20 protein-coding genes and 1 pseudogene are annotated in these 21,682 nt (G+C 65.3%); 7 read left to right on the forward strand and 14 right to left on the reverse strand.

What is annotated here, in order from left to right:
- Positions 1-8: 8 nt before the first annotated feature.
- A complete protein-coding gene (gene urtB, locus AAV94_RS11355; protein WP_052755019.1) occupies positions 9-1,646 on the reverse strand; it encodes an urea ABC transporter permease subunit UrtB in 1,638 nt (545 codons plus the stop codon).
- Positions 1,647-1,817: 171 nt separating this feature from the next.
- Positions 1,818-3,080, reverse strand: a complete 1,263-nt coding sequence (urtA, locus tag AAV94_RS11360) for an urea ABC transporter substrate-binding protein (RefSeq protein WP_046742348.1) — start codon at positions 3,078-3,080, stop codon at positions 1,818-1,820.
- Positions 3,081-3,522: 442 nt separating this feature from the next.
- Between urtA and AAV94_RS11365 the strand changes: the two genes are divergently transcribed.
- On the forward strand, positions 3,523-6,072 hold the full coding sequence (locus AAV94_RS11365; RefSeq protein ID WP_046742349.1) for an ABC transporter permease: 2,550 nt from the start codon (positions 3,523-3,525) through the stop codon (positions 6,070-6,072).
- A 42-nt stretch (positions 6,073-6,114) separates the two neighbouring features.
- On the opposite strand, the gene AAV94_RS11370 is transcribed toward AAV94_RS11365, so the two are convergent.
- Both AAV94_RS11370 and AAV94_RS11375 read right to left on the reverse strand, forming a co-directional pair.
- Complete coding sequence (locus AAV94_RS11370; protein WP_046742350.1) at positions 6,115-6,714, reverse strand: LOG family protein; 600 nt, start codon at positions 6,712-6,714, stop codon at positions 6,115-6,117.
- The gene (locus AAV94_RS11375) at positions 6,711-7,094 is read right to left on the reverse strand and encodes a diacylglycerol kinase (protein WP_046742351.1); all 384 of its coding nucleotides are present in this window, start codon (positions 7,092-7,094) and stop codon (positions 6,711-6,713) included. Before AAV94_RS11375 ends, AAV94_RS11370 begins: the two co-directional genes overlap by 4 nt.
- Positions 7,095-7,264: 170 nt before the next feature.
- Here AAV94_RS11375 and AAV94_RS11380 point away from each other — a divergent pair, with 170 nt between their 5' ends.
- Positions 7,265-7,966: a uracil-DNA glycosylase gene (locus AAV94_RS11380; protein WP_231731369.1), complete on the forward strand. Its 702-nt coding sequence runs from the start codon at positions 7,265-7,267 to the stop codon at positions 7,964-7,966.
- 18 nt (positions 7,967-7,984) lie between these two features.
- Here AAV94_RS11380 and pqqE read toward each other — a convergent pair.
- The 5 genes and pseudogenes from pqqE to pqqA all read right to left on the reverse strand — a co-directional run bounded on the left by pqqE (position 7,985) and on the right by pqqA (position 11,411).
- A pseudogene (gene pqqE, locus AAV94_RS11385) lies at positions 7,985-9,125 on the reverse strand (pyrroloquinoline quinone biosynthesis protein PqqE).
- A gap of 65 nt (positions 9,126-9,190) precedes the next feature.
- Positions 9,191-9,484, reverse strand: coding sequence for a pyrroloquinoline quinone biosynthesis peptide chaperone PqqD (gene pqqD, locus AAV94_RS11390; RefSeq protein ID WP_046742353.1), 294 nt, complete (start codon positions 9,482-9,484; stop codon positions 9,191-9,193).
- Positions 9,481-10,215 (reverse strand): pyrroloquinoline-quinone synthase PqqC, encoded by a 735-nt coding sequence (gene pqqC, locus AAV94_RS11395; protein ID WP_046742354.1) that lies wholly within the window; start codon positions 10,213-10,215, stop codon positions 9,481-9,483. The genes pqqD and pqqC overlap by 4 nt, the downstream gene beginning before the upstream one ends.
- 20 nt (positions 10,216-10,235) lie before the next feature.
- Positions 10,236-11,117 (reverse strand): pyrroloquinoline quinone biosynthesis protein PqqB, encoded by an 882-nt coding sequence (pqqB, locus tag AAV94_RS11400; protein WP_046742355.1) that lies wholly within the window; start codon positions 11,115-11,117, stop codon positions 10,236-10,238.
- A 78-nt stretch (positions 11,118-11,195) separates the two neighbouring features.
- Positions 11,196-11,411, reverse strand: a complete 216-nt coding sequence (gene pqqA, locus AAV94_RS15100) for a pyrroloquinoline quinone precursor peptide PqqA (RefSeq protein ID WP_197408065.1) — start codon at positions 11,409-11,411, stop codon at positions 11,196-11,198.
- A gap of 238 nt (positions 11,412-11,649) precedes the next feature.
- Here pqqA and AAV94_RS14420 point away from each other — a divergent pair, with 238 nt between their 5' ends.
- Genes AAV94_RS14420 through AAV94_RS11420 form a run of 5 tightly spaced genes read left to right on the forward strand, consistent with a single transcriptional unit; the run spans position 11,650 to position 14,596 of the window.
- The gene (locus AAV94_RS14420; protein WP_269430778.1) at positions 11,650-12,225 is read left to right on the forward strand and encodes an alpha/beta fold hydrolase; all 576 of its coding nucleotides are present in this window, start codon (positions 11,650-11,652) and stop codon (positions 12,223-12,225) included.
- 6 nt (positions 12,226-12,231) lie between these two features.
- The gene (locus tag AAV94_RS14425) at positions 12,232-12,549 is read left to right on the forward strand and encodes an alpha/beta fold hydrolase (protein ID WP_052755021.1); all 318 of its coding nucleotides are present in this window, start codon (positions 12,232-12,234) and stop codon (positions 12,547-12,549) included.
- Entirely contained in the window at positions 12,546-13,040 is a 495-nt protein-coding gene (locus AAV94_RS14430) for a hypothetical protein (protein ID WP_052755022.1), read from the forward strand. Before AAV94_RS14425 ends, AAV94_RS14430 begins: the two co-directional genes overlap by 4 nt.
- Positions 13,041-13,916: a HAMP domain-containing sensor histidine kinase gene (locus tag AAV94_RS14435; protein WP_052755023.1), complete on the forward strand. Its 876-nt coding sequence runs from the start codon at positions 13,041-13,043 to the stop codon at positions 13,914-13,916. It abuts the gene before it with no gap.
- Entirely contained in the window at positions 13,913-14,596 is a 684-nt protein-coding gene (locus tag AAV94_RS11420; protein WP_046742357.1) for a response regulator, read from the forward strand. Before AAV94_RS14435 ends, AAV94_RS11420 begins: the two co-directional genes overlap by 4 nt.
- 13 nt (positions 14,597-14,609) lie before the next feature.
- Here AAV94_RS11420 and trpA read toward each other — a convergent pair whose 3' ends face one another.
- From trpA to AAV94_RS11445, 5 genes are all read right to left on the reverse strand, one after another.
- Positions 14,610-15,455 (reverse strand): tryptophan synthase subunit alpha, encoded by an 846-nt coding sequence (gene trpA / locus AAV94_RS11425; RefSeq protein WP_046742358.1) that lies wholly within the window; start codon positions 15,453-15,455, stop codon positions 14,610-14,612.
- Positions 15,452-16,738 (reverse strand): tryptophan synthase subunit beta, encoded by a 1,287-nt coding sequence (gene trpB / locus AAV94_RS11430; RefSeq protein ID WP_046742359.1) that lies wholly within the window; start codon positions 16,736-16,738, stop codon positions 15,452-15,454. The genes trpA and trpB overlap by 4 nt, the downstream gene beginning before the upstream one ends.
- A 37-nt stretch (positions 16,739-16,775) precedes the next feature.
- Complete coding sequence (locus AAV94_RS11435; RefSeq protein ID WP_046742360.1) at positions 16,776-17,477, reverse strand: phosphoribosylanthranilate isomerase; 702 nt, start codon at positions 17,475-17,477, stop codon at positions 16,776-16,778.
- On the reverse strand, positions 17,444-18,358 hold the full coding sequence (truA, locus tag AAV94_RS11440) for a tRNA pseudouridine(38-40) synthase TruA (RefSeq protein ID WP_084824887.1): 915 nt from the start codon (positions 18,356-18,358) through the stop codon (positions 17,444-17,446). The genes AAV94_RS11435 and truA overlap by 34 nt, the downstream gene beginning before the upstream one ends.
- A gap of 112 nt (positions 18,359-18,470) precedes the next feature.
- The gene (locus tag AAV94_RS11445; protein WP_046742361.1) at positions 18,471-21,446 is read right to left on the reverse strand and encodes a FimV/HubP family polar landmark protein; all 2,976 of its coding nucleotides are present in this window, start codon (positions 21,444-21,446) and stop codon (positions 18,471-18,473) included.
- Positions 21,447-21,682: the final 236 nt, after the last annotated feature.

A 21,682-nucleotide genomic window follows, 5' to 3' on the forward strand; every position in this document is an offset into this window, starting at 1 on the left:
GGGGGTGTTCATTCCACGCTCCTTCCCTTGGGCGCAAACAGGCCTTGCGGGCGTTTCTGGATGAACAGCACGATCAGCACGAGAATGGCGATTTTTGCCAGCACTGCGCCGGAGAACGGCTCGATGAACTTGCCGATCGCACCCAGGCCAAAGGCCGCGATCACGGTGCCGGCCAGCTGGCCCACACCGCCGAGCACCACGACCATGAAGGAATCGATGATGTAGGCGCGGCCCAGATCGGGCCCCACATTGCCCAGCTGCGATAGCGCCACGCCACCTAGCCCGGCAATGCCGGCACCCAGGCCGAAGGTCAGCATGTCCACCCGCCCGGTGGGCACGCCCACGCAGTCGGCCATACGGCGGTTCTGCGTGATGGCGCGCACGAACAGGCCCAGCCGCGTGTGGTTGAGCAGCAGCCAGACAAACAGCACGACCAGCAGCGAGAACGCGATGACAGCCAGCCGGTTGTAGCTGAGTACCAGCCCGTTCATGACTTCGACACCACCGGAGAGCCAACCAGGGTTGGCCACCTCGACGTTCTGCGCCCCAAACAGGCTGCGCACGGCCTGCATCAGGATCAGGCTGATGCCCCAGGTGGCCAGCAGGGTCTCCAGCGGGCGACCGTAGAGCCAGCGGATCACGGTGCGCTCCAGTACCATGCCCACGCAGGCGGTGGCGACAAAGGCCACCGGCAGCGCGGCGATCACGTACCAGTCGAGCCAGCCCGGCGCCCACTGGCGAAACGCCATCTGCACCACATAGGTGGCATAGGCGCCGATCATCAGGAATTCCCCGTGGGCCATGTTGATGACGCCCATCAAACCGAAGATGATGGCCAGCCCCAGCGCGGCCAGCAGCAGGACGCTGCCAAGGCTCAGGCCGTAGAAGGCGTTGCCGACCCACTGCACGGTACGCACATGGGCGTCGATGGCGGCCACCGCTTGGGCTGCTGCGGCGCGCACTTCGGCATCAGGTTCGCGCCACTGACCGCCTTCCTGGCGCGTCAGGGCCTCAAGTGCGCTGCGAAATGATGCGTCCTTGAGTCGTCCCAGCGTCTGCACGGCCTGCAGGCGGGTGGCGGAATCGCTGCTTTGCAGCTCAAGGTTTGCCTTGGCAACTTCCAGCGCATCGCGCACCCGGGCATTGGACTCGCGCTGCAATGCTGCTTGAATGGCCGGCAGCAGTTGCGTGTCATCGCTGTTGCGCAGCTGCTGTGCGGCGGCCAGACGCTGCTGGCTGTCCTGCGCATGCAGCTGCTTGGTCGCCAGTGCCAGTGCAAGGGCGCGCCGCAGGCGGTTGTTGATGGTAATGCGGCGGGCATCGCCTGGCATGGCGGTGATGGCGCCATTGGCGACGTTGGTGGCGGAGCCGTCGGGCTGTTCGATCCACAGCTGTCCGTCGGGCGTTGCTCGCAACAGGCCGTCCTGCATGGCCCGCAGCACGGTTTCAGCCATGGGATCATCAAGTAACCCCATGCTGGCAATGGCGTCCGCGCGAGCGCTGATGGAACCGGTGGCCAATTGCTGGAGCAAGCCGGCTTCCAACGCCGCATGGCTTTGCTGCGGCAGCCAGGCCAGCACACTCAGTGCCAGCACGGCTGCCCAGCGGTGCAGCAGGCCGGACCAGGAAAGAATGGTGATACGCATGCTTGGAAGGCGTTGGTCGTATGGGGAAGGCGTCATGCTGCTGCACAATCGACGCGCGCCAGCTGCAGCGATGGCAGGCTGCCGCGTATGGCGCGCGGGGGCGGTGCCGAAGCGGAATTTCGCAGCACCGCCGCTGCCGCCGCAAATGCAGTGGCAGCGGGCAGGTCCGCCTTACTTCGCGGGCGCCGTATCCGGCTTGTTCGCGTTGCCCTCGATGTAGGGACTCCAGGGCTGGGCGCGGATTGGCCCTTCGGTTTGCCATACCACGTCAAACTGCCCATCCTCGCGGATCTCGCCGATGTAGACCGGCTTGTGCAGATGGTGATTGGTCTCGTCCATCTTGATGGTGAAGCCGTTCGGTGCGTCGAAGGTCTGACCACCCACCGCATCGATCACGGCATCGACGTCGGTGGTGCCTGCTTTTTCGACCGCTTGCTTCCACATGTTGATGCCGATGTAAGTGGCTTCCATCGGGTCGTTGGTGACGGCGGTGTCTGCGTTGGGCAGGTTGTTCGCCTTGGCGTAGGCCTTCCACTTGGCAACGAACGCCGCATTGGTGGGGTTGTCCAGCGACTGGAAGTAGTTCCACGCTGCCAGGTGGCCTACCAGCGGCTTGGTGTCCACGCCGCGCAGTTCTTCCTCGCCGACCGAGAATGCCACGACTGGTACTTCGGTGGCGGACAGGCCTGCATTGCCCAGTTCACGGTAGAACGGTACGTTGGAGTCGCCGTTGATGGTGGACACTACGGCAGTCGGCCCACCCGCTGCAAAGCGCTTGATGTCGGCAATGATGGTCTGGTAGTCAGAATGGCCAAATGGGGTGTAGACCTCCATGATGTCATCGTCGCTGATGCCCTTGGTATGCAGGAAGGCACGCAGGATCTTGTTGGTCGTGCGTGGGTAGACGTAGTCGGTACCCAGCAGCACGAATCGCTTGGCGCCGCCGCCGTCCTCACTGAGCAGGTACTCGACGGCTGGAATCGCCTGCTGGTTGGGCGCGGCGCCGGTGTAGAACACGTTGCGCTCCAGCTCCTCGCCTTCGTACTGCACCGGATAGAACAGCAGGCCGTTGAGCTCCTTGAACACCGGCAGCACCGCCTTGCGCGAGGCGGACGTCCAGTTGCCGAACACCACCGCCACCTTTTCCTGCGCGAGCAGCTCGCGGGCCTTTTCGGCAAACATCGGTTCGCTGGAAGCCGGATCGACCACAACGGGCTCCAGCTGCTTGCCCAGCACGCCGCCATTGGCGTTGATTTCTTCGATGGTCATCAACGCCACGTCCTTGAGTGCCGTCTCGGAAATGGCCATGGTGCCCGTCAGCGAATGCAGGATGCCGACCTTGATGGTGTCTTGCGCGAAGGCCGGCAGGGACAGTCCGGCAGTAGCCAGCAGGGTGGCGGCGGTCAGTTGCTTGAGAACGAATCTGCGTTGCATGGTGGTGAGGCCCTATTCAGTGCTTGGAGATCGCGCCACGACGCGGCGGCGCTCGGACAGGGGGCACGTCCGTATGGGTATGTCGTACTTGGTACCGCCCCACGGATGCAGTGCAATTCGTGTGCCATGCCCGCTGTCGACACGGGGAAATCCCCGTAGGCCACCGGCAGTTTGCAACGATTTACCTTTTGTGGTGCAAGAGAGAGCCAAAAAGGGGAATATTTGCAATCATTCGGTGCATATTGATCGAGGATGCATAGAAGTGGTGCATTAGGGCGACTGACTTTCGGCGATTCGCGGTGCGGCAGCGCTCCTACGCATAGCGCGGAAACGCTCGCATGCTGAGTTCCCCGGGCCATTTTTGGCAACTGCATGCACGTAAATGCTGCATTGCGTCAGCGATGTCACAATGGGCAGCGCCTACTCACCCTGCCCGACATTTATGAAAACTTCCGCACAAGCAATTCGCCTCGGCTGGAAAACACTGCGCCGCGACCTGCGTGCGGGCGAGCTGACGGTGCTGCTGGCGGCGGTGCTGCTGGCCGTCGCTGCGTTGACGGCGGTGGGATTTTTTGCGAACCGCCTGCAAAGCGGCCTGCAGCGCAACGCCGCGCAGCTGCTGGCTGCGGACGTGGTCGTATCCAGTGACCACAGCATCAGCGCCGCGCTGCGGGCGCAGGCCGAGGTACTGGGTCTGCATACCGCAGTGACGGTGGTGTTTCCAACCATGGCGCGCGCGGATGATGCGCAAGGCGGTGCGAGCAGGCTGGTTTCCCTCAAGGCGGTGGAATCGGGCTATCCGCTGCGTGGCCAGTTGCGAACCACAGCTGCGTGGCAGCCGGCGATGACTGCCGCTGAGTTGGCGCAGGCCGGCGAGCCGATGGTATCGGCGCCCCCACCGGGGCAGGTGTGGGTTGATGCCGCGCTGCTGGCGGCGTTGGAGATTGATCTGGGCGATACCCTGCATCTCGGGGATGCAGCGTTGCGGGTGACGCGCGTGATCACGCAGGAGCCGGATCGGGGCGCAGGATTTCTCAGCTTCTCGCCGCGCGTGATGATGCACATGGACCAGCTAGATGCTACGGGTCTCGTGCAGCCGGCCAGCCGATTAAGCTGGCGGCTGCTTGTTGCTGGCGAAGATGCCGACGCGGTGCAGCTGTTTATCACGCAAATGCGTGCGTATATTGGCAGTGACGCCGAGCGGGGCTTGCGGTTGATGACGCAGGATGATGGTAGTCCGCAAATGCGCCGCACGCTCGAGCGCGCCGAGGCGTTCTTGCGACTGGTGGCATTGCTGGCGGCGCTGCTGTCTGCAGTGGGCGTGGCGCTGGCAGCGCGCGCGTTTGCGCAGCGACACCTGGATGCGGCGGCGCTTTGGCGAGTGTTGGGGCTCAGCCAGCGTGCCATCTTCGGCGCCTATCTGCTGGAGTTCCTCGTGGCCGGGCTGCTGGCAAGCCTGGCCGGCGCGCTGGTCGGTTACGCGGTGCATCACGTGTTCGTGCACATGCTTGCCGGGCTGCTGCAGGTGCAGCTGCCATCGGCAGGGTGGTGGCCTCTGGCGCTGGGGATTGGCATGGGCCTGACGTTGCTGATGGCGTTTGGATTGGCACAGGTACTGCAGCTGGCTCAGGTGCCGCCGTTGCGGGTCATGCGGCGGGATGTGGGGAACCTGCGGCCAGTTTCGCGCGGGGTGGTCGCTGCCGGATTGCTGGGCTTTGCGCTGCTGCTGTTTGTCATCAGCGGCAACGTGCAGCTTGGCGCGATTGCCGTCGGAGGTTGCGCTGTGGCAGTGCTGTCGTTCGCCGTGCTGGCGGCGATGGCGATTCGCGTGCTGCGCGCCACCGTCAGTGAGCGTACGGCGCCGCGCTGGCTCTTGCTGGCAACGCGGCAAGTGGCGGCGCGGCCGCTGTTTGCCGTCATCCAGGTTTGCGCGCTGGCGGTGGGGCTGCTTGCGCTGGTGTTGCTGGTGTTGCTGCGCACGGACCTGATTCAAGGCTGGCAGCGTGCCACGCCGCCTGATGCGAACAACCGCTTTGTCATCAACATTCAGCCCGATCAGGCCGACGCCTTTCGTCAGGCCCTGATGCAGGCAGGAGTGCACGACTATCAGTGGTACCCCATGATCCGAGGGCGACTGGTGGCCATCAACGATCATCCGGTCAGTGCCAACGACTACGACGATGCCGATGCGCGCCGGCAGGTGCAGCGTGAATTCAATCTCAGCCACAGCACGGTGCTGCCCGCGGACAATCGCGTGGTTGCCGGTGCATGGGTACCTGAGCAATCCGATGGCCTCAGCATCGAGCAGGAGTTGGCTGAGCGCCTCGGAATCGCGTTGGGTGACCGGCTGCATTTCGATATCGGTGGCCTGCCGCATTCCGCACGCGTGACGAGCATTCGCACGGTGGACTGGGCGTCGATGAACGCCAACTTCTTCGTGCTGTTTCCCCGCAGCCACATGCCGGACTTGCCGGTGAGCTATCTGGCCGCCTACAGGGCACCGGAGACCCCGGGGTTCGACAATGCGCTGGTGCGGCAGTTTCCGAATATCACCAATGTCGACTTGTCGGCCATGCTGCTGCAGATTCAGCAGGTTCTGGGGCAGGTCAGTCGCGCGGTGGAGCTGCTGTTCGGCTTTGCGCTGGCGGCAGGGTTGGTGGTACTGTTTGCCGCCGTAACCGCCACCCGGGAGGAGCGTGCGCGCGAGTATGCCGTCATGCGCGCGCTGGGTGCCAGCGCGCAGTTGCTGCGCCATGTACAGCGCGCAGAGTTGGCCGGTGTTGGCGCGCTGGCCGGTGTGCTGGCCAGTCTGGCCGCCATTGCCATTGGCTGGGCGCTGGCGCGCTATGTGTTCGATTTCGCCTGGCGCTTCCCGCTGGGCGCTCCCTTCGCAAGCGCCGCTGCCGGTGCGCTGCTGGCGCTAGTGGCGGGCTGGTGGGGCCTGCGCGAGGTGCTGCAGCGCCCGGTGGCGCAGAGCCTGCGCGACGCATGAAAAGCGCGTAAACAGGCTCTGGGAAATGCCCGAAGAGACCGGTTATAGATTGCGGGCCAGCAGCTGAGCATCCGCGGTACTGGAGCCCGCTTCCTGCACGAGCTCCTGCAGCAGCGGCGCGATGTCGTTGCCGAAGTGCACCAGGCCCATCTGCCAGTCGTTCATGAAACCGACCGATACGCAGGACTGCAGAAAGGTTTGCAGCGCGTCGTAGTAGCCGTTGGTGTTGAGAATGCCAACGGGCTTGTCGTGGTAGCCGAGCTGGCGCCAGGTCCAGATCTCGAACAGCTCCTCGAACGTGCCGATGCCGCCTGGCAGGGCCAGGAATGCATCGCTGCGCTCGGCCATCATGGCCTTGCGCTGGTGCATGTTGTCCACGACATGCAGTTCGTCACAATCCTCGTTGGCCATTTCCCGGTCCACCAATGCGGTGGGAATCACGCCGACGACGCGGCCACCGGCAGCGCGCGTGGCCTGTGCCACCGTGCCCATCAGCCCGGTCTTGCCGCCGCCGTAGACAAGCTGGCCGCCATGGCCGCCAATCCATTCGCCCACTGCCTGTGCGGCCGCGCCGATGGCCGGATCGTGCCCGTCACGCGAGCCGCAGTAGACGCAGATGGAGAAGGCCGGATTACCATTCATGCCAAAAACCTTTCGTAAAGTGCCCATGCCCAGGTCAGCCCGCACAGGCAAAGTGCCAGCAGTACCGCCGCGCTGCCCATGTCCTTGGCGGATTTGGACAGTGCGTGCCATTCCGGCCCGACCCGGTCCACGACGGCTTCCACGGCGGAGTTGAGGATCTCCGTGACCAGCACAAAGACCACCATGCCGATGAGCACGCAAACTTCGAGCCAGCTCCGGCCGACAAAGCAGGCTGCCGGCACAAGCACAGCTGCCAGCAGCACTTCCTGCCGGAAGGCAGGCTCCTCCCACACGGCGACAAAGCCATTGCAGGAGTTCCTGAATGCGGAAACGATGCGGGGCAGCCCCTTTTTGCGGGCATGCGGGCGAGAGTACGACATGGCAGCGCAGCCTCAACGGAGTCTTGGGCGAAACCTGCAAATGTACCCCGTCGGCGTGACATTGCCGCGAATCTGGCAGCGTGTCGAAAGTCCCCCAAGGCGTGCTATCTTTTCTCCTTTGCAATGCTGCGGCGCCTTGCAGGCGCTGGATGGAACGAATCGCTTCTGCCATGAGTGCTCCCCAACTACAAAGCGCCAACCCGGCCGACTGGCCGGTCGCGCCGGGCTGGCAGCCTGCCGTGAATGCCTTCTTTGCCAGTCCGACGGGCAGGGCGCTGCAGGCCTTCCTGACCGAGCGGCTGGCTGCTGGCGCGACGATTTATCCCCCACAGCCGCTGCGGGCGCTGGAGCTGACTGCGCCCGAGGCCGTGCGCGTGGTTATCCTCGGGCAGGACCCGTATCACGGCCCTGGGCAGGCCGAGGGGCTGGCATTTTCCGTCGCACCGGGCGTGCCGCTGCCGCCGTCGCTGCGCAATATCTTCAAGGAGCTGCAGCGTGATCTCGGCACGCCGCCGCCGCCTTTCCCTACGCCGGGCGGCAGCCTGGTGCGTTGGGCGAAAAACGGCGTGCTGCTGCTCAACACCTGCCTGACGGTCGAGCGTGGCCAGGCGGCCAGCCATGCAGGCAAGGGCTGGGAGGTGCTCACCGACGCGCTGATTGCCCAGGTCGCGCAAGGGGCGCGACCCGTGGTGTTCATGCTGTGGGGCGCGCACGCGCAGTCCAAGCAGAAACTGATTCCCCGTGATCGGGGCCATCTGGTGCTGCTGGCCAATCATCCCTCGCCGCTGTCGGCGCTCAAGCCGCCAAGGCCTTTCATTGGTTGCGGACATTTCAGCGCCGCCAAGGCGTTTCGCGAGCAGCACGGCTATTGAGGCGCCCTGCAGGGCGTGTTATGCCTGCAGGCTTTTGGAATTGCGGTCGTTGCGGTAGATGACGATGGGTTTGGCGCTGGAATCTGCCTGCAGACGCGCCGCTGCGACGGCCTGATCGCTGATTGCCGCGTCGATGCGGTGGCGCTGCGGTGAGCGGCCGCAGACGGGGTCGCAGGCGCTGGCATCGCCCGTTACGAGATAGGCCTGGCAGCGGCAGCCGCCGAAGTCATCGCCGCGCTCAGGGCAGCTGCGGCACGGCTGCTGCATCCACGCGTCGCCGCGAAACGCGCCAAATGCGGAACTCTCATACCAGATGTAGCGCAGACTGTGCTCCTGTACCTTGGGCAGGTCCAGCCCCGGTAGCTGCCGTGCGTTGTGGCAAGGCCGTGCCATCGGGCGCTACGCCGAGAAATACCCGGCCCTAGCCATTCATGCAGGGCTTGGGGCGCTGCTCGTAATAGTCGGGAATGACAAAGAGAATCTTGCAGCGCGTGCCGATGCGCTGGCGGTACGTTTCGACGACGGCCTCGGCCTGCTGCAGTTCTGCGCGCGTGGGCATGAGCTGGGCGCGGTTAAGGTGGGCCCAGCCGTAGTACTGGGTGTTGGCCAGCTCAAGGTAGTCGGCGCCGAGCTCCAGCGCCATGTCGATGATGGCGCCGATGTGCGGCAGGTTGAAGCGGTGCAGCACGCAGTTGAGCACCATTGGAAAGCCGTTGCCCCGGATCGCCGCGGCGATGCGCTTTTTGCGATCAAAGGTGCGGATGTGCGAGAGAAAGTCGTTCATCGCCTGCGTCGAGTCCTGGAAGGAGAGCTGGATGTGGTCCAGCCCCGCTTGCTTGAGTGCGGCAATGCGCGCCTCGTTCAGGCCCACGCCCGAGGTGATGAGATTGGTGTAGAAACCCAGCTTGCGGGCGTGCGCCACCAGCGTCTCCAGATCCTTGCGCAGGGCAGGCTCACCGCCCGAGAGGCCCAGCTGCACCGCACCCAGCGCACGTGCTTCTTCAAAGACACGCAGCCACTGCTGCGTCGACAGCTCCTGGTCGATGTTGGCGTAATCCAGCGGGTTGGAGCAGAACACGCACTGCAGCGGGCAGCGATAGGTCAGTTCGGCCAGCAGCCACAAGGGTGGGGTGACCGCCGGAGCCGCGGTCGCAGCCATTGCCGGGGCGGCCACCGTGGCCTGACGTTGAAAGGCGATAGGGGCTTCTTGGGTCGTCATCGCAGTCAGATCAGCCAGCCCTGCAGCTGGGCGGTGCGCAGCCAGTCGAGCACATCTTGCGCTAGATCGGCATTCGGGTACTGGGCTTGCAGGGCGGCAACGATGTCCTGCGGACTGCGCGAGCCATCGCACAGCGCGAGAATGGCGGCCGCGCTGGCGTTGAGCTTGACCATGCCTTCCGGGTAGAGCAGCACATGCGCGTTCTGCACGGGCTCCCACTGCATGCGGTAGAGCGGTTTCAGGCGCGGCATCGCGGGCAATGGTGGCGGCGTGTCGCCGGCCAGGGAGGTGGTGGTCATTCGGGGTAGGCCCTTTCGATGGCATCGAGCATTGCCCAGAGGATGTCGAGCTTGAACTGCAGGATCTGCAAGGCGCGCTCTTGCTGCGCGCGCGTGCGAAAGTGCTTCAGCGTGATTTCCAGACCATGGCGCACGTCGCGTTGTGCCAGCGGGATGCGGCTGCGGAAGTACTGCAGGCCGTAGGGCTCGATCCATGGGTAGTATTCAGGCCATCCGGCCAGGCGGTCCTTGTGGATCTGCGGCGCAAACATCTCCGTCAGCGAGGAGCACACCGCTTCCTGCCAGGGCGCGTGGCGCGCGAAATTCACGTAACTGTCGCAGGCAAAGCGCACGCCAGGCTGCACCAGGCGCAGCGACCACAGGTCCTCGCGCGTCAGGTCAGCGGCCACGCCCAGCTGCGTCCAGGCCTCCAGCCCACCGGCAGCGTCACCCTCGAAGTCGCCATGGCCGTCATGGTCGAGCAGGCGCAGGCTCCAGGCGCGGCGCACCGCACGGTCCGGGCAGTTGGAGAGAATCGCCGCGTCCTTGAGGGGAATGCACCACTGGTAGTAGAAACGGTTGGCAATCCACCCCTGTACCTGTCTGCGCGAGCACTGGCCGCTGTTGAGGCGGACGTTGAACGGATGGTGGATGTGGTAACCGGCACCCATGGCGCGCAGGCGCTGCTCGAAGGTCTCGGGCGCCATGGCTTCTTCCTGCGAAACTGGCGCAACGGGCCCGACCACGGGCATCTGTGGACAATCCTGGTTGGTCAAAGTTCGATCTCCATGCCGTCAAAGGCCAGTTCGATGCCCGCCGCTTCAAGCGCTTGACGCTCGGCGCTGCCATCGCACAATGCAGGATTGCTGTTGTTGATGTGGGTGAGGATGCGGCGCTTGTGGGGAAACCGCGCCAATACTTCCAGCATCCCCTCGGGGCCGCTTAACGGCAGGTGGCCCATCTCGGAGGCCGTCTTGCGCCCAAGCCCCAGGGTTTGCATCTCCTGCTCGCTCCACAGCCTGCCATCGACCAGCAGCACATCGGCATCCTGCATGGCCTGCAAGACCTGGGGATCAATCTGCCCAAGGCCCGGCGCATAGAACAGGCTGCGGCCGCTGGCCGCGTCGATGAAGCGCACGCCGATGTTGTCGCCCGGTGTGGGCCGGCTGCGCTTGGGGGAATAGGGCGGTGCCTTGCTCGACAGAGGCAGGGCCTGCAGCTGCAGGCCGGCCAGGGTATCGATCGCAAATGGCGTGTCGAAATCCTCGATGGGTTTGACGGCCACCCCGCAGTAGTGCTCCAGCGTCGGCAGGATGGGCAGTGCCGTGCGCAAATCCTCCAGCACCGAAGTGGTGGCAGGTATCACCAGTCGCTGGTGTGATTCGCGCAGCATGAACAGGCCCACCACGTGGTCGATCTGCGCGTCCATCAGCAAGATGGCCGTGATGGCGCTGCCGCGCAAGCTGTCGCAGCGGGTCAGCATCGCGTTGTGCCGCAGCTGCTGCAGCACATCCGGGGAGGCGTTGACGAGCAACCAGTCTGCGCCGTCAGAGCTGACAGCGATGGAGGATTGGGTGCGAGGGGTGATGCGTGGATCGCCTGCGCGGGCGGCGCGGCAGTTGTCGCAGTGGCAGTTCCACTGCGGCGGAGCCAAGAATGCGGATGCGCATGGAGAGGAGAACCGTAGGTGCAGGCGGCGCACAGCGCGTGCACGTCTTACACCAAAGGGCTTTTAACGGTTGAACACGTACATGGTGATTTCAAAGCCCAGGCGCAGATTCTGCGCCGCCGGTTTTTCCCATTGCATGATGGATCTCCTTGAAAAACTGCGCCCGGCGCCATTGCCCGGCGCGCACCTGAACATCGATTGCGTTGGTGCGGCTGCATTGTCGGTAGGCGGGTCAACTTTTTCATCCATGAAATCATGAAGTGGTGTCATGATTTTCATGATTTCTGCATGCGCGCCATGGGCTGCCACGACCATGCGAGGCAAGCGGCGTGGGAGCTTCGTAGAATGCCGCCGTGCCAATCGAGAATTCTTTCCATGCCCGGCCGAGTGGCCAGGCGTTGCCTGCGCGGCCCGGCACAGGCAGGCCAGTTGACCAGGTGGGCGAGCTCCCGGCCACGGGGGGCATCGCATCTGCTGGTACCAATGGGGGCAGCGCCGTGGGCAACCCCTGCTGTGCCTGCATGGAGGGCCGGGCAGCGGCATGTCACCGCGACTGCTGCGGCAGTTCGATGCCCGTGTCTGGTCCGTGTTCGGGCTGGATCAGCGCGGCTGCGGCCGCAGCCTGCCTGCGGGCGAGTGCCGGCACAATACGACGCAGGATCTGATCGATGACATTGAGCGATTGCGCCAGCTTCTGGGGATTGACCGGTGGCTGGTATGCGGGGGCTCCTGGGGCGCTACGCTTGCGCTGGCCTACGTCGCGCAACAGCCTCAGCGGGTTTCGGCGCTGCTGCTGCGCAATGTGTTTCTGGCCAGCCGGCAGGAGGCAACGGCACTGTTTGCCGCGCCAGGCGCGGCCGCACCTTTCGTGCAGCACGAGGCCTGGTGTGCGCTGCAGGACGTATGGGATGGCTACGCGGCGCAGAGTGGTTCGGCTTCCAGTGCAGCGAACGAGCCCGCGGCGCGGCTGGCGCTGAGCCATGCGCTGCTGCAGCATGGTGCGGGCGACTGGCCGCAGCAGCTGGCGCTGGCATGGGCGCGCTGGGAGGCCGCGCTCGAAGGTGCCGCCTGGCGGGCGCCGGCGACGCCTTAGCCGCTGGTGCAGCGTTATCGCATCCAGGCGCATTACCTGCTGCACGACTGTTTTCTGCACTGGCCCGCGCAGCTGCCGCAGGTGATCAACCGCCTGCGCACGGCCAATCTGCCAGTTGCCCTGGTGCATGGTGTGCAGGATCGGCTTTGCCCCGCCGACAATGCGCGCATGCTGCGGCATCATCTGCCGGCGAGTCGTCTGGCACTGGTGCCGCACGCCGGGCACGATCCCTGGCATCCCCGGATGGTGCAGTGCTGGCAGTCTGCGCTGCAGAGCGTGCTGCGCGACGGTGACTTTGCGGGCTGGGAGGACGGCACGCCATGAGCCTGCAACTGCGCATCGGCCTCATCGTCACCAGCATGATGCTGATTTTCATGTGCAGTCTGGTGGCAATGGACGTGCGTCATTCGCGCGCGGCCATTGCTGAGGAAATCCGCGCTTCCAATCTGATTGCCGTCAATCTGCTGCGGCGGATTGACACGGCATTCATCCACGGCGATCCCGCCGGCTTTCTGATGTTTCTGGAGCGCACCGGCCGCATTCGTGCCAACGACATTGCACTGTATGACGCACAGGGCCGACTGCGCTACCAATCGCCACCTTCGCAATACAAGCCAGGTCGTGAGGCGCCGCGCTGGTACGCGCGTCTGGTCGAGCCGGCCCTGCCGGTGACGCAACTGCCACTCAAGGGCGCGATACTGCAGGTGCGCGCGCACACCAGCCGCGCCGTGCTGGATGCGTGGGATGAGCTGCGCGGGCAGCTGCTGACGGCGCTGGCGTTGCTGGTGCTGTCGCAGCTGGCGCTGCTGTGGTGAGTGCGCCGCAGCACGCGGCCGTTTGCGCTGATCGAGCATGCCCTGCAGGAGCATGCGGCAGGCCGCACCGACACCCGCCTGCCACGGCTCAGCGGCAAGGAGGCGCGCAGCATCGCGCGGCGCTTCAACGAAATGGCGGACGCGCTTGCCGGCCTGCACCGGCAGCGGCTGGCGTGGGCGCAGGCGCAGGCCTATCAGCAGGCGCAGCGGCACTACACCTATCGCCTGCAGGCCGACCGGGAACTGGAGCGCAAGCAGCTGGCCGCCACGCTGCATGATGAATTCAGCCAATCGCTGACAGCGTTGCGCAGCGTCAGTCACGTGCTGGGCATGGCGCAGGTCGACCAGCAGCGCCAGCGCGACGCGGTGGCGCTGATCCAGCACAGCGTCGAGCGCATGCAGCTGGTGCTGCGCGGTCTGCTTTCCAGCCTGCGTCCGGCGGCGCTGGACGGGCTGGGTCTGGCCATGGCGGTGGAGGACTTGCTGGCGCAGTACCGGCAGTTTCATCCGCAGTTGCAGCTGCGTTTTCACAGCCGCACACTGCCGTCATTGCCGGAAGCGCTGCAGATGCATGCCTACCGCCTGGTGCAGGAGGCATGCACCAACGCGATTCGCCATGGGGCATGCCAGAACATCCGCGTGTCGCTGCGCGCGTCCGCTGCGGCATTGCATCTGCGCATTGCCGATGACGGCTGCGGACGGGCCGATGCCATTGCCCCCAGGGCGGGCCATTTTGGCGTGATAGGCATGGTCGAGCGGGCCCAGGCGCTTGGCGGCAGCGTGCGCTGGCTGGCAAGGCCTGGCTCCGGCGTGGTCGTGCTGGCGCGTCTGCCGCTGTCGCACGCCCCAGTGCCGCCGCAGGAGGGCAGGGCATGAGCGACATCCGTTGGCGCATCATGCTGGTGGACGACCACGCCATCGTGCGGGCGGGGTTTCGGTTGCTGCTGGAAAGTGCCGCGCAGGCGGAAGTGATCGCCGAGGCGGACTCGGGCGAGCAGGCCATCGCCTGGCTGGATGCGCATGCCGGACAGCCCTCGCAGCTGCCGGACCTGATCGTGCTTGATGTGGCCATGCCGGGCATGGGCGGTCATGCGGCCTTGCGTGCCATCAAGGCCTGTCACCCGCAATGCCGGGTACTGGGCTTTAGTGCGCATGAGGAGCCCAGCCATATCCGGCAGTTTCTGCAGGGCGGAGGCGATGGCTACCTTTGCAAGCGCAGTGCGCCGGAGTTGCTGGTGCAGGCCGTGCGCGCGGTGCTGCAGGGGCAGCGCTATGTCGATCCTTTGCTGGCGCCGCAGTTGGTGCAGGAGGACGTGGCCGCACATCGCACGGCCTTGCCGGGCGCGGATGCCCGCAGCCTGCTGTCACCGCGCGAATTCGAAGTCTTCCTGGCGCTGGCTGCCGGCGATACGGTGCAGGACGTGGCCGAGCGCCTGCATGTCTCGGCCAGCACTGCCGGCACGCACCTCTACAACATCAAGCAGAAGCTGGGCCTGCGCAACCAGGCGGAAATGACCCTGCTGGCCATTCGCCAGGGCTGGCTTGATGCGACATAACGCCTCGCGCGCATCAGCCCTTCGTATCCATGGCGCAGCGCATCTGCGCGAGCAGACTTGCAACCGCCTCCACGCCCGCCTGACCGGGCTGATCGCGCAGCAGTTCGATCAGCCGCGAGCCGATGACCACTGCGTCGGCGCCTGCCTGGTGCGCAATGGCCTTGGCCGTATCCGCGTCGCGGATGCCAAAGCCCACCCCGACGGGCAGCTTCACGTGCTGGCGGATGCGCGGCAGCGCCTGGGCCACCTGGGCGGTGTCCAGCGCCTTCGAGCCTGTCACGCCCTTGAGCGACACGTAGTACACGTAACCGCTTGCCACGGCATTGATTTGCTGCATGCGCGCTGCGGTGGAGGTCGGCGCGAGCAGGAAGATCAGGTCCATGCCATGGGCACGCAACTGCGCCTGCAGCGTCTGCGCCTCCTCGGGCGGGTAGTCGACGACCAGCAGGCCATCGACACCCGCCTGCGCAGCATCGCGCACAAAAGCGCCGGACTCGCGCAACTGGTCGTAACGCTCGATCGGGTTGGCGTAGCCCATCAGCACGACGGGCGTGTCCATGTCGCGCTGACGGAAGGTGCGCACGTGCGCCAGCACCTGCGGCAGGCCAACCCCGTTTGCCAGCGCTGCGTCGCTGGCTTGCTGGATGGTGGTGCCATCGGCGGACGGGTCCGAAAACGGCACGCCCAGTTCGATGATGTCGGCACCGGCCGCGCGCATGGCGTGCATCAGTGCCGGCGTGCCGTGCGCGTCGGGATAGCCGCTCGTCACGAACGGAATCAATGCCTTGCGGCCCTGGGCCTGCAAGCTGGCAAATGTGCGCGCGATGCGGCCTGGCTGCGCAAAGGATGTCTCGCTCATTGCGTACCTCCTTGCTGGTTGTTCATCTTCGCAAACAGGCTGCCGTCGTCCAGACCCGCAACCGTGCCGATATCCTTGTCACCCCGGCCAGAGAGGTTGACGAGAATGGACTGGTCGGCGCGCATGGTCGGTGCCAGCTTCATTGCATAGGCCACGGCGTGGCTGGATTCCAGTGCCGGGATGATGCCTTCGGTGCGGCACAGGTGGTGAAAGGCCTGCAAGGCCTCTTCATCGGTGATGCCGACGTATTCGGCGCGGCCGATGTCGTGCAACCAGGCGTGTTCGGGGCCGACGCCGGGGTAGTCCAGCCCGGCACTGACGCTGTGCGTCTCAATGACCTGGCCGTTGTCGTCCTGCATGATGTAGGTGCGGTTGCCATGCAGCACGCCGGCACTGCCGCGCTGGATGGAGGCAGCATGCCGGCCGGTATCCAGTCCGTTGCCGGCGGCCTCGACGCCGATCAGCCGCGTGGCCACATGGTCGATGTAGGGGTGGAAGATGCCTATGGCGTTGCTGCCACCGCCCACACAGGCCACCACCGCGTCTGGCTGGCTGGCTGCCAGCTTGAGTTGCTGGCTCATCGCGGGGAACTGCGTCAGGCACTCCTTGCCGATGACGCTCTGGAAGTCGCGCACCATCATCGGGTAGGGATGCGGGCCGGCCACGGTACCGATGATGTAGAAGGTGTTGTCAACATTGGCCACCCAGTCGCGCATGGCCTCGTTGAGGGCGTCCTTGAGCGTCTTGCTGCCCGACTCGACCGGCACCACGCTGGCGCCCAGCAGTTGCATGCGGTAGACGTTGGGGCTTTGGCGCTTGACGTCCTCGCTGCCCATGTAGACCACGCATTCCAGTCCGTAGCGCGCGCAGATGGTGGCCGTGGCGACGCCATGCTGGCCGGCGCCGGTCTCGGCAATGATGCGTGGCTTGCCCATGCGCTTGGCCAGCATGGCCTGGCCGATGACGTTGTTGATCTTGTGCGCGCCAGTGTGATTGAGGTCCTCGCGCTTGAGGAAGATCTGCGCGCCGCCGAGCTCACGGCTCATGCGCGCAGCATGGTAGATCGGCGAAGGCCGCCCGACGTAGTGCTTGAGCTCGTAGGCGAATTCGGCCAGGAAGCCCGGATCGTGCTGGTACCGGGCGTAGGCCGCACGTAGCTCTTCGATGGCGTGTGTGAGCGTCTCACTCACGAAGCTGCCGCCGTACGGGCCGAAATGGCCCTGCGCGTCGGGTTGCTGATAGGCGCCCGCAGAGGGCGTGGCAGGTGATGAGGGGGATGACATCTATCTCTCCTTGGCAGGCTGCGGTGGCGCAGGACGTTCAGAGCGCGTCTGCCTGGCGTACCGCAGCGATAAAGCGTTGCATCAGCGTGGCATCCTTGATGCCCTTGAGCGGACGGCCATCGGGGCCGGTCTGCTCGATTCCGGAACTCACATCGACGGCCAGCGACAGGCCGCGATGGCGCAGTTCACGAATGCCATCGATCACATTTGCTGGTGTGAGCCCACCACTTAAGACGAGGTGAGAGCTGACGCTTGTTGGAAGGAGTGACCAATTGAATGCCTTGCCGCCACCGCCAAAGCCCTGTACGTGGGCGTCGAGCAAGATGGCCTGTGCGCGGGAGTAACGAGCCGCATATTCTACGAGATCAAATGCGGCAGCACGCGCATCCAGTGGAATGCGGGCCGCGCGCAGGTAGGGATGCCTGCCCTGACGGCTCAGCTGCCAGCAGTCCTCGGGCGTCTCATCGCCATGAAATTGCAGCAATGCATGCGGTATCAGTGCCAGTGCCGCATCCACCTCGGCAGCGCTGGCGTTGACGAACAGCAGTACCGGGGTGACGAACGGCGGCAGCAGGGCTGCGAGCTGCGCGGCTCGCGCAGCTGTGACGGCACGTGCGCTGGCGGCGTAAAGCACAAAGCCTACGGCGTCTGCGCCAGCGGCGACGGCGGCGGCAACGTCCGCTTCGCGCGTGAAGCCGCAGAATTTCACGCGGGTGCGTGTGGGGACAGGGTTGGGCATGGCGAGCAATCCGTGGAGTGGTCCTGGGCGTGTGGCGCAAGCGGTCCGCCGGGAAGGCTGTCAAGCAGCGCCGTGCTTGCGGGCAGCTGCCATTCGGGGGCATAGCGCGGGCCGAGGAAATACAGCCCATCGGGCGCGAAGGTTGGCGCAGCCGCATCGCGCGAGCGCGCTGCGATCACCTGCGCCAGCCATTCGGGCGGGCGGTTGCCCTGCCCAATGGCCACCAGGCAGCCCATGATGTTGCGGATCATGTGGTGCAGAAAGGCGTTGGCCTCGAACTCGAAGCGCCAGTAGCAGGTCGGCACTGCCTGTGGGCCGTCCCCGGCCGGCGGGTGGTTGTGGCGCAGCGGCGAGGCACTGATTCGCACGCGCAAGATCGTCTTGATGGGCGTATGCGACTGGCAAGCCGCAGCACGAAACGAGGTGAAATCCTGCTGGCCGAGCAGGTGCGTGGCGGCCTGCTGCATGGCCTGTCCGTCCAGCGGCATGAAGGACCAGCCCACACGGCCGGCTTCCAGGCTGGGCCGAACGGCCGACTGCAGCAACACATACACATAGCGGCGCGACAGCGCACGGTTGCGCGCATGGAATTGTGGCGGCACGGCCCTCGCCCATTGCACCGCAATATCCGGGGGCAGATAGCGGTTGACGCCGCGCACCCACGACATCAGCGCGCGCTCGACGGGTGCGTCGAAGTGCACCACCTGCATCAGCGCGTGCACGCCGGTGTCGGTACGACCGGCGCACAGGGTCGACACCTTTTGGCCCGTAAATTGAGCCAGCGCCGCCTCCAGCTTGTCCTGCACGGTGCAGCCATCGGGTTGGCTCTGCCAGCCGTGGTAGTGCTGACCGTTGTAGCTGAGACCAAGGGCAATGCGCATCGGGTTCTGACAATGACGATGAAAAAACGCCGAAGCAGTGGCTTCGGCGCTCATGGAAGGCAAGAGGCCGGCACCGCAAGTCAATCGGTGCCATGGCGATGCGCCGGCAATTCTAGCCGAGCGCGTCAATCAGCGACTGGGCGCTTGCCTTCAGCGGACCATCGGCCTGTTTGAGGACTTCCTGCGCCAGCGCCCTGGCACCTTCCTTGTCGCCGAGTGCGAGAAACTCCTTGGCCAGTGCCAGCTTGGTGGACAGCGGGTCCTCGGAGGCACTGTCGTGCAGGCTCAGACCGGCAATGGTACTGCCGGCGTCGGACTGCGTGCCATGCGCGACCGTAGATGGCGAGGCAAAGTCCTCCAGGTCGAGATTGCTCAGATCCAGCTCAAGCGCGCGTGTCGGCGTATCGGGTTCGCTGGGCAGGGAAGGGGACAGATCGGTCGGCAGGCTGGAAGGGGCGCCAAACAGCCCATCGTCCTGCGCTGGCGCCGCATCATCCAGCCCAGCGCGCGACGTGCTGGCGTCAAGCTGTTCGCTGCCCGCCGTCTGGAAAGAGGTGGCAAGGTCCTCCTGCGCAGCCGGCTCGAAATCGAGTGCACTGGACGCCGAAGGCAGGCCGGCGCGGTCGGTAGGTGCCGACGGCTGGGCACTGGGCAGGCCTGCGCGACGCGATTCGATCTCACCGAGATCAAGGTCCAGGCCCAGGTCGGTCAATGGCGCTGAAGCGGAATTGACGGCGCTTTGGCTGTTTTGACCCGTATCAGCTTCCGTCGCAGGCTGGGAGGATGGCTGGAAGTCGAAGTCCAGCCCGGACAGAGGCCCGAAGCCGGACAGAATGCTGGCGTCACCGCCGCTATCCGGGCCGGTGGCACCTGCCACGGCTGCGGCGGCTCCCGCGCCAGCAGCGCCTGCCACCTTCCTGTACAGCGCATTCGAAGGGTCAAGGTTACGGCCGATCTCGGCCACCTTGATCCATTCCGGACCCGACTGCTCGGTCATGCGTGCAATTTCCTGGGCCTTGGCCTCGAAGGCCAGCTTGTCCTGGCGTGAGGCGTAGATCTCCGCCAGCCGTACTTTGATGGCAACGCGGGTGGGATTGTGAAGCTCTGCTTCCTTGAGCACTTCCTCTGCCTGTTGATCGCGTCCATAGGCAAGCAGTACATCGGCTTCAAGCACCGGGTCGCCCTCGCCAGTGGCGTCGATCTGGCTGGGCGAGTAGGACATGGAGGAAACCCCCGTGGACATGCCCGTGCTGCTGCCGCGCGTGGAAGGCGACTCGGACTTGGCGGGTTCCTTGTCGCTGGCACCTTCCTCCTCGAAAAAGGAATCTGGAATGTTGCCACTGTTTTCGTAAACGACCTCGGCTTCGCCGCGGCGCTTGCGGTAGCGGTAGTAGCCATAACCGAGCAGCAAGATGGCCAGCGCGCCGCCAGCCAACGGCAGGTTGGGGTTGTCTGCCAGGAAGCTGATGGGCGATGGCTCAGGTGGCGCAGGGGCGGGCGGTGGCGGTGCTGCCGGGGCAGGTGCCGGCTCGGCAGGCGCAGCGGGTTGCGGCGCCGGGGTGCTGGCGGTCTCCTCCACCGCTGCAACGGCAGGGGCTGCCGATGTATCTGCCAGCGGGTCGGCTGGCGCGGCCGGTTCCTCTGCCTGTGCGGCCGCGTCCTGTGCGCCAGAAGCAATCACGGTGTCGGTTGCCGCTGCCGCGTTATCTTCGGAAGGTGTCGCGTCGCTGGCTTGCCCCGTTGCCGCGTCATCGGGGGCTACCGGTTGCGTGGCAGCGGCAGGCAGCGGTGACTCTCCAGGCACGGGAATCAGACCACCGGAATCGCTGCCGACGCTGGCAGTTTCGCCTTCCTGCGCGGTTTCCTGGCTGGCCTCCTTGAGCAAAGCCTCCATGCGTGCGATGTTCGCCTCGGCCTCACGCTTGCGCTCAGCATCCTCTGCAGCCTGCTTCTCGGCGGCGATGCGGGCTTCCTCGGCAAGACGCGCCTGCTCGGCCTGCTGACTGCTGAGCACCAGCGCGTCACCCGTCGAGGCTGGTGGCGTCACCGGCGGTGCGGTCACGACGCCTGAGGCGGTGTCGGATGGCTGGGCCGGGACAGCCGCCGGGGGGGCTGCCTGCGCAACACGGGCGCGGTATTCGCGGAAGTCGCGCGTCTGTGCGGCCACCAGCTGGCGTGCTTCCTGCGCACTGATGCGCTGGGCTGCAGCGGCATCGGGAATCGTCAGCGTCACGCCGGCGCGCAGCAGGTTCACGTTCCCCTGTATGAATGCGTTGGGGTTGGCGCGCTGCAGGGCGACCAGCATCTGGTCCAGCGAGACATTGGCGGGCAGGTGACGCCGTGCTATGGCGCCGGCGGTATCGCCACGTTGTGTGGTGACAGACTGGGAAGCGGGTGCAGCAGGTGCCGGTGCTGCGGTCGTGACCTGGCCTTCCGACACCGAGCCAGCGGCGGGGCGTGCAGCCGGTGTCGGGGCAGAGGGCGCAACGGCCTGTCCCTGGCGGCGCAGCCATTCTGTGGCCCGCTGGTAGACATCGGTTGAGACGACTGGCGTAGTCACGCGCGCTGGCGCAGCTGCAGCGGCAGCTGCCGTCGCGGCTGGGGGCGCAACAGGCGCCTGAACGGACGTAGGCTCCACGCGCGCCGGGGCGACGGGTGCCACGGCGCCACTTGCAGGCGGGTCAAGCAGCAGCGCATAGCTGCGCACGACATTGCCACCGTCCCAGCTGGTATTGAGGACCAGATCCAGGAACGGCTCGTTGACCGGCTCATTCGTGGTCAGTTGCAGCAATGCTGTGCCGTCATCGAGCTGCTGCAATGTCACCCGCAGCCGGGTCATCACCGGCGAGTAATTGGCCCCATGGGCGTTGAAAACGTCGGGTGAGGCCGGATTCGCGCGCAGGCTCTGGGCTTCGTTGGCGTTGAGGTTGGTCACCGGAATGGTGGCACGCAGCGGCTCACCGAGATGGGACTCGACGCGGATTGGGCCCAGGGTCAGCGCCTGGGCTTCGGACCAGTGCCATCCACCGGCAGCCAGCAAGATGGCGGCAGTCACAGCGGTATGTTTCCAGCGGTGCGTAATAGCCATGAGAGTCTTTTAGTAAATGTAAGGAAATGAGAGCGAGTGTGGCCCTGCAACGCGCCGCGCTGGCAACACAAATCCTTGACTGGCGGGCCAAGGTTCTCATTCTGAGTGGGCCGACAATAGCAGTAAGCCCTGGCGCTGGCAAGCCGATCTATTGACTGGAATTGTTACGATTCAAAACAATTTAAGCAGTGTTGTCACCTAGCAACGATAGGACGTCGACTGTGTGCTGGATCAGT

Origin of the sequence: Lampropedia cohaerens (assembly GCF_001005215.1) — a bacterium.
GTDB lineage: Bacteria > Pseudomonadota > Gammaproteobacteria > Burkholderiales > Burkholderiaceae_C > Lampropedia > Lampropedia cohaerens.

What these genes read in the sequence shown, in the direction of transcription:
- urtB (WP_052755019.1), bottom strand. Translation starts at nt 1,646, where the DNA reads ATGCGTATCACCATTCTTTCCTGGTCCGGCCTGCTGCACCGCTGGGCA.
- urtA (WP_046742348.1), bottom strand. Translation starts at nt 3,080, where the DNA reads ATGCAACGCAGATTCGTTCTCAAGCAACTGACCGCCGCCACCCTGCTG.
- AAV94_RS11365 (WP_046742349.1), top strand. Translation starts at nt 3,523, where the DNA reads ATGAAAACTTCCGCACAAGCAATTCGCCTCGGCTGGAAAACACTGCGC.
- AAV94_RS11370 (WP_046742350.1), bottom strand. Translation starts at nt 6,714, where the DNA reads ATGAATGGTAATCCGGCCTTCTCCATCTGCGTCTACTGCGGCTCGCGT.
- AAV94_RS11375 (WP_046742351.1), bottom strand. Translation starts at nt 7,094, where the DNA reads ATGTCGTACTCTCGCCCGCATGCCCGCAAAAAGGGGCTGCCCCGCATC.
- AAV94_RS11380 (WP_231731369.1), top strand. Translation starts at nt 7,265, where the DNA reads ATGAGTGCTCCCCAACTACAAAGCGCCAACCCGGCCGACTGGCCGGTC.
- pqqD (WP_046742353.1), bottom strand. Translation starts at nt 9,484, where the DNA reads ATGACCACCACCTCCCTGGCCGGCGACACGCCGCCACCATTGCCCGCG.
- pqqC (WP_046742354.1), bottom strand. Translation starts at nt 10,215, where the DNA reads ATGCCCGTGGTCGGGCCCGTTGCGCCAGTTTCGCAGGAAGAAGCCATG.
- pqqA (WP_197408065.1), bottom strand. Translation starts at nt 11,411, where the DNA reads ATGAAAATCATGACACCACTTCATGATTTCATGGATGAAAAAGTTGAC.
- AAV94_RS14430 (WP_052755022.1), top strand. Translation starts at nt 12,546, where the DNA reads ATGAGCCTGCAACTGCGCATCGGCCTCATCGTCACCAGCATGATGCTG.
- AAV94_RS11420 (WP_046742357.1), top strand. Translation starts at nt 13,913, where the DNA reads ATGAGCGACATCCGTTGGCGCATCATGCTGGTGGACGACCACGCCATC.
- trpA (WP_046742358.1), bottom strand. Translation starts at nt 15,455, where the DNA reads ATGAGCGAGACATCCTTTGCGCAGCCAGGCCGCATCGCGCGCACATTT.
- trpB (WP_046742359.1), bottom strand. Translation starts at nt 16,738, where the DNA reads ATGTCATCCCCCTCATCACCTGCCACGCCCTCTGCGGGCGCCTATCAG.
- AAV94_RS11435 (WP_046742360.1), bottom strand. Translation starts at nt 17,477, where the DNA reads ATGCCCAACCCTGTCCCCACACGCACCCGCGTGAAATTCTGCGGCTTC.
- truA (WP_084824887.1), bottom strand. Translation starts at nt 18,358, where the DNA reads ATGCGCATTGCCCTTGGTCTCAGCTACAACGGTCAGCACTACCACGGC.
- AAV94_RS11445 (WP_046742361.1), bottom strand. Translation starts at nt 21,446, where the DNA reads ATGGCTATTACGCACCGCTGGAAACATACCGCTGTGACTGCCGCCATC.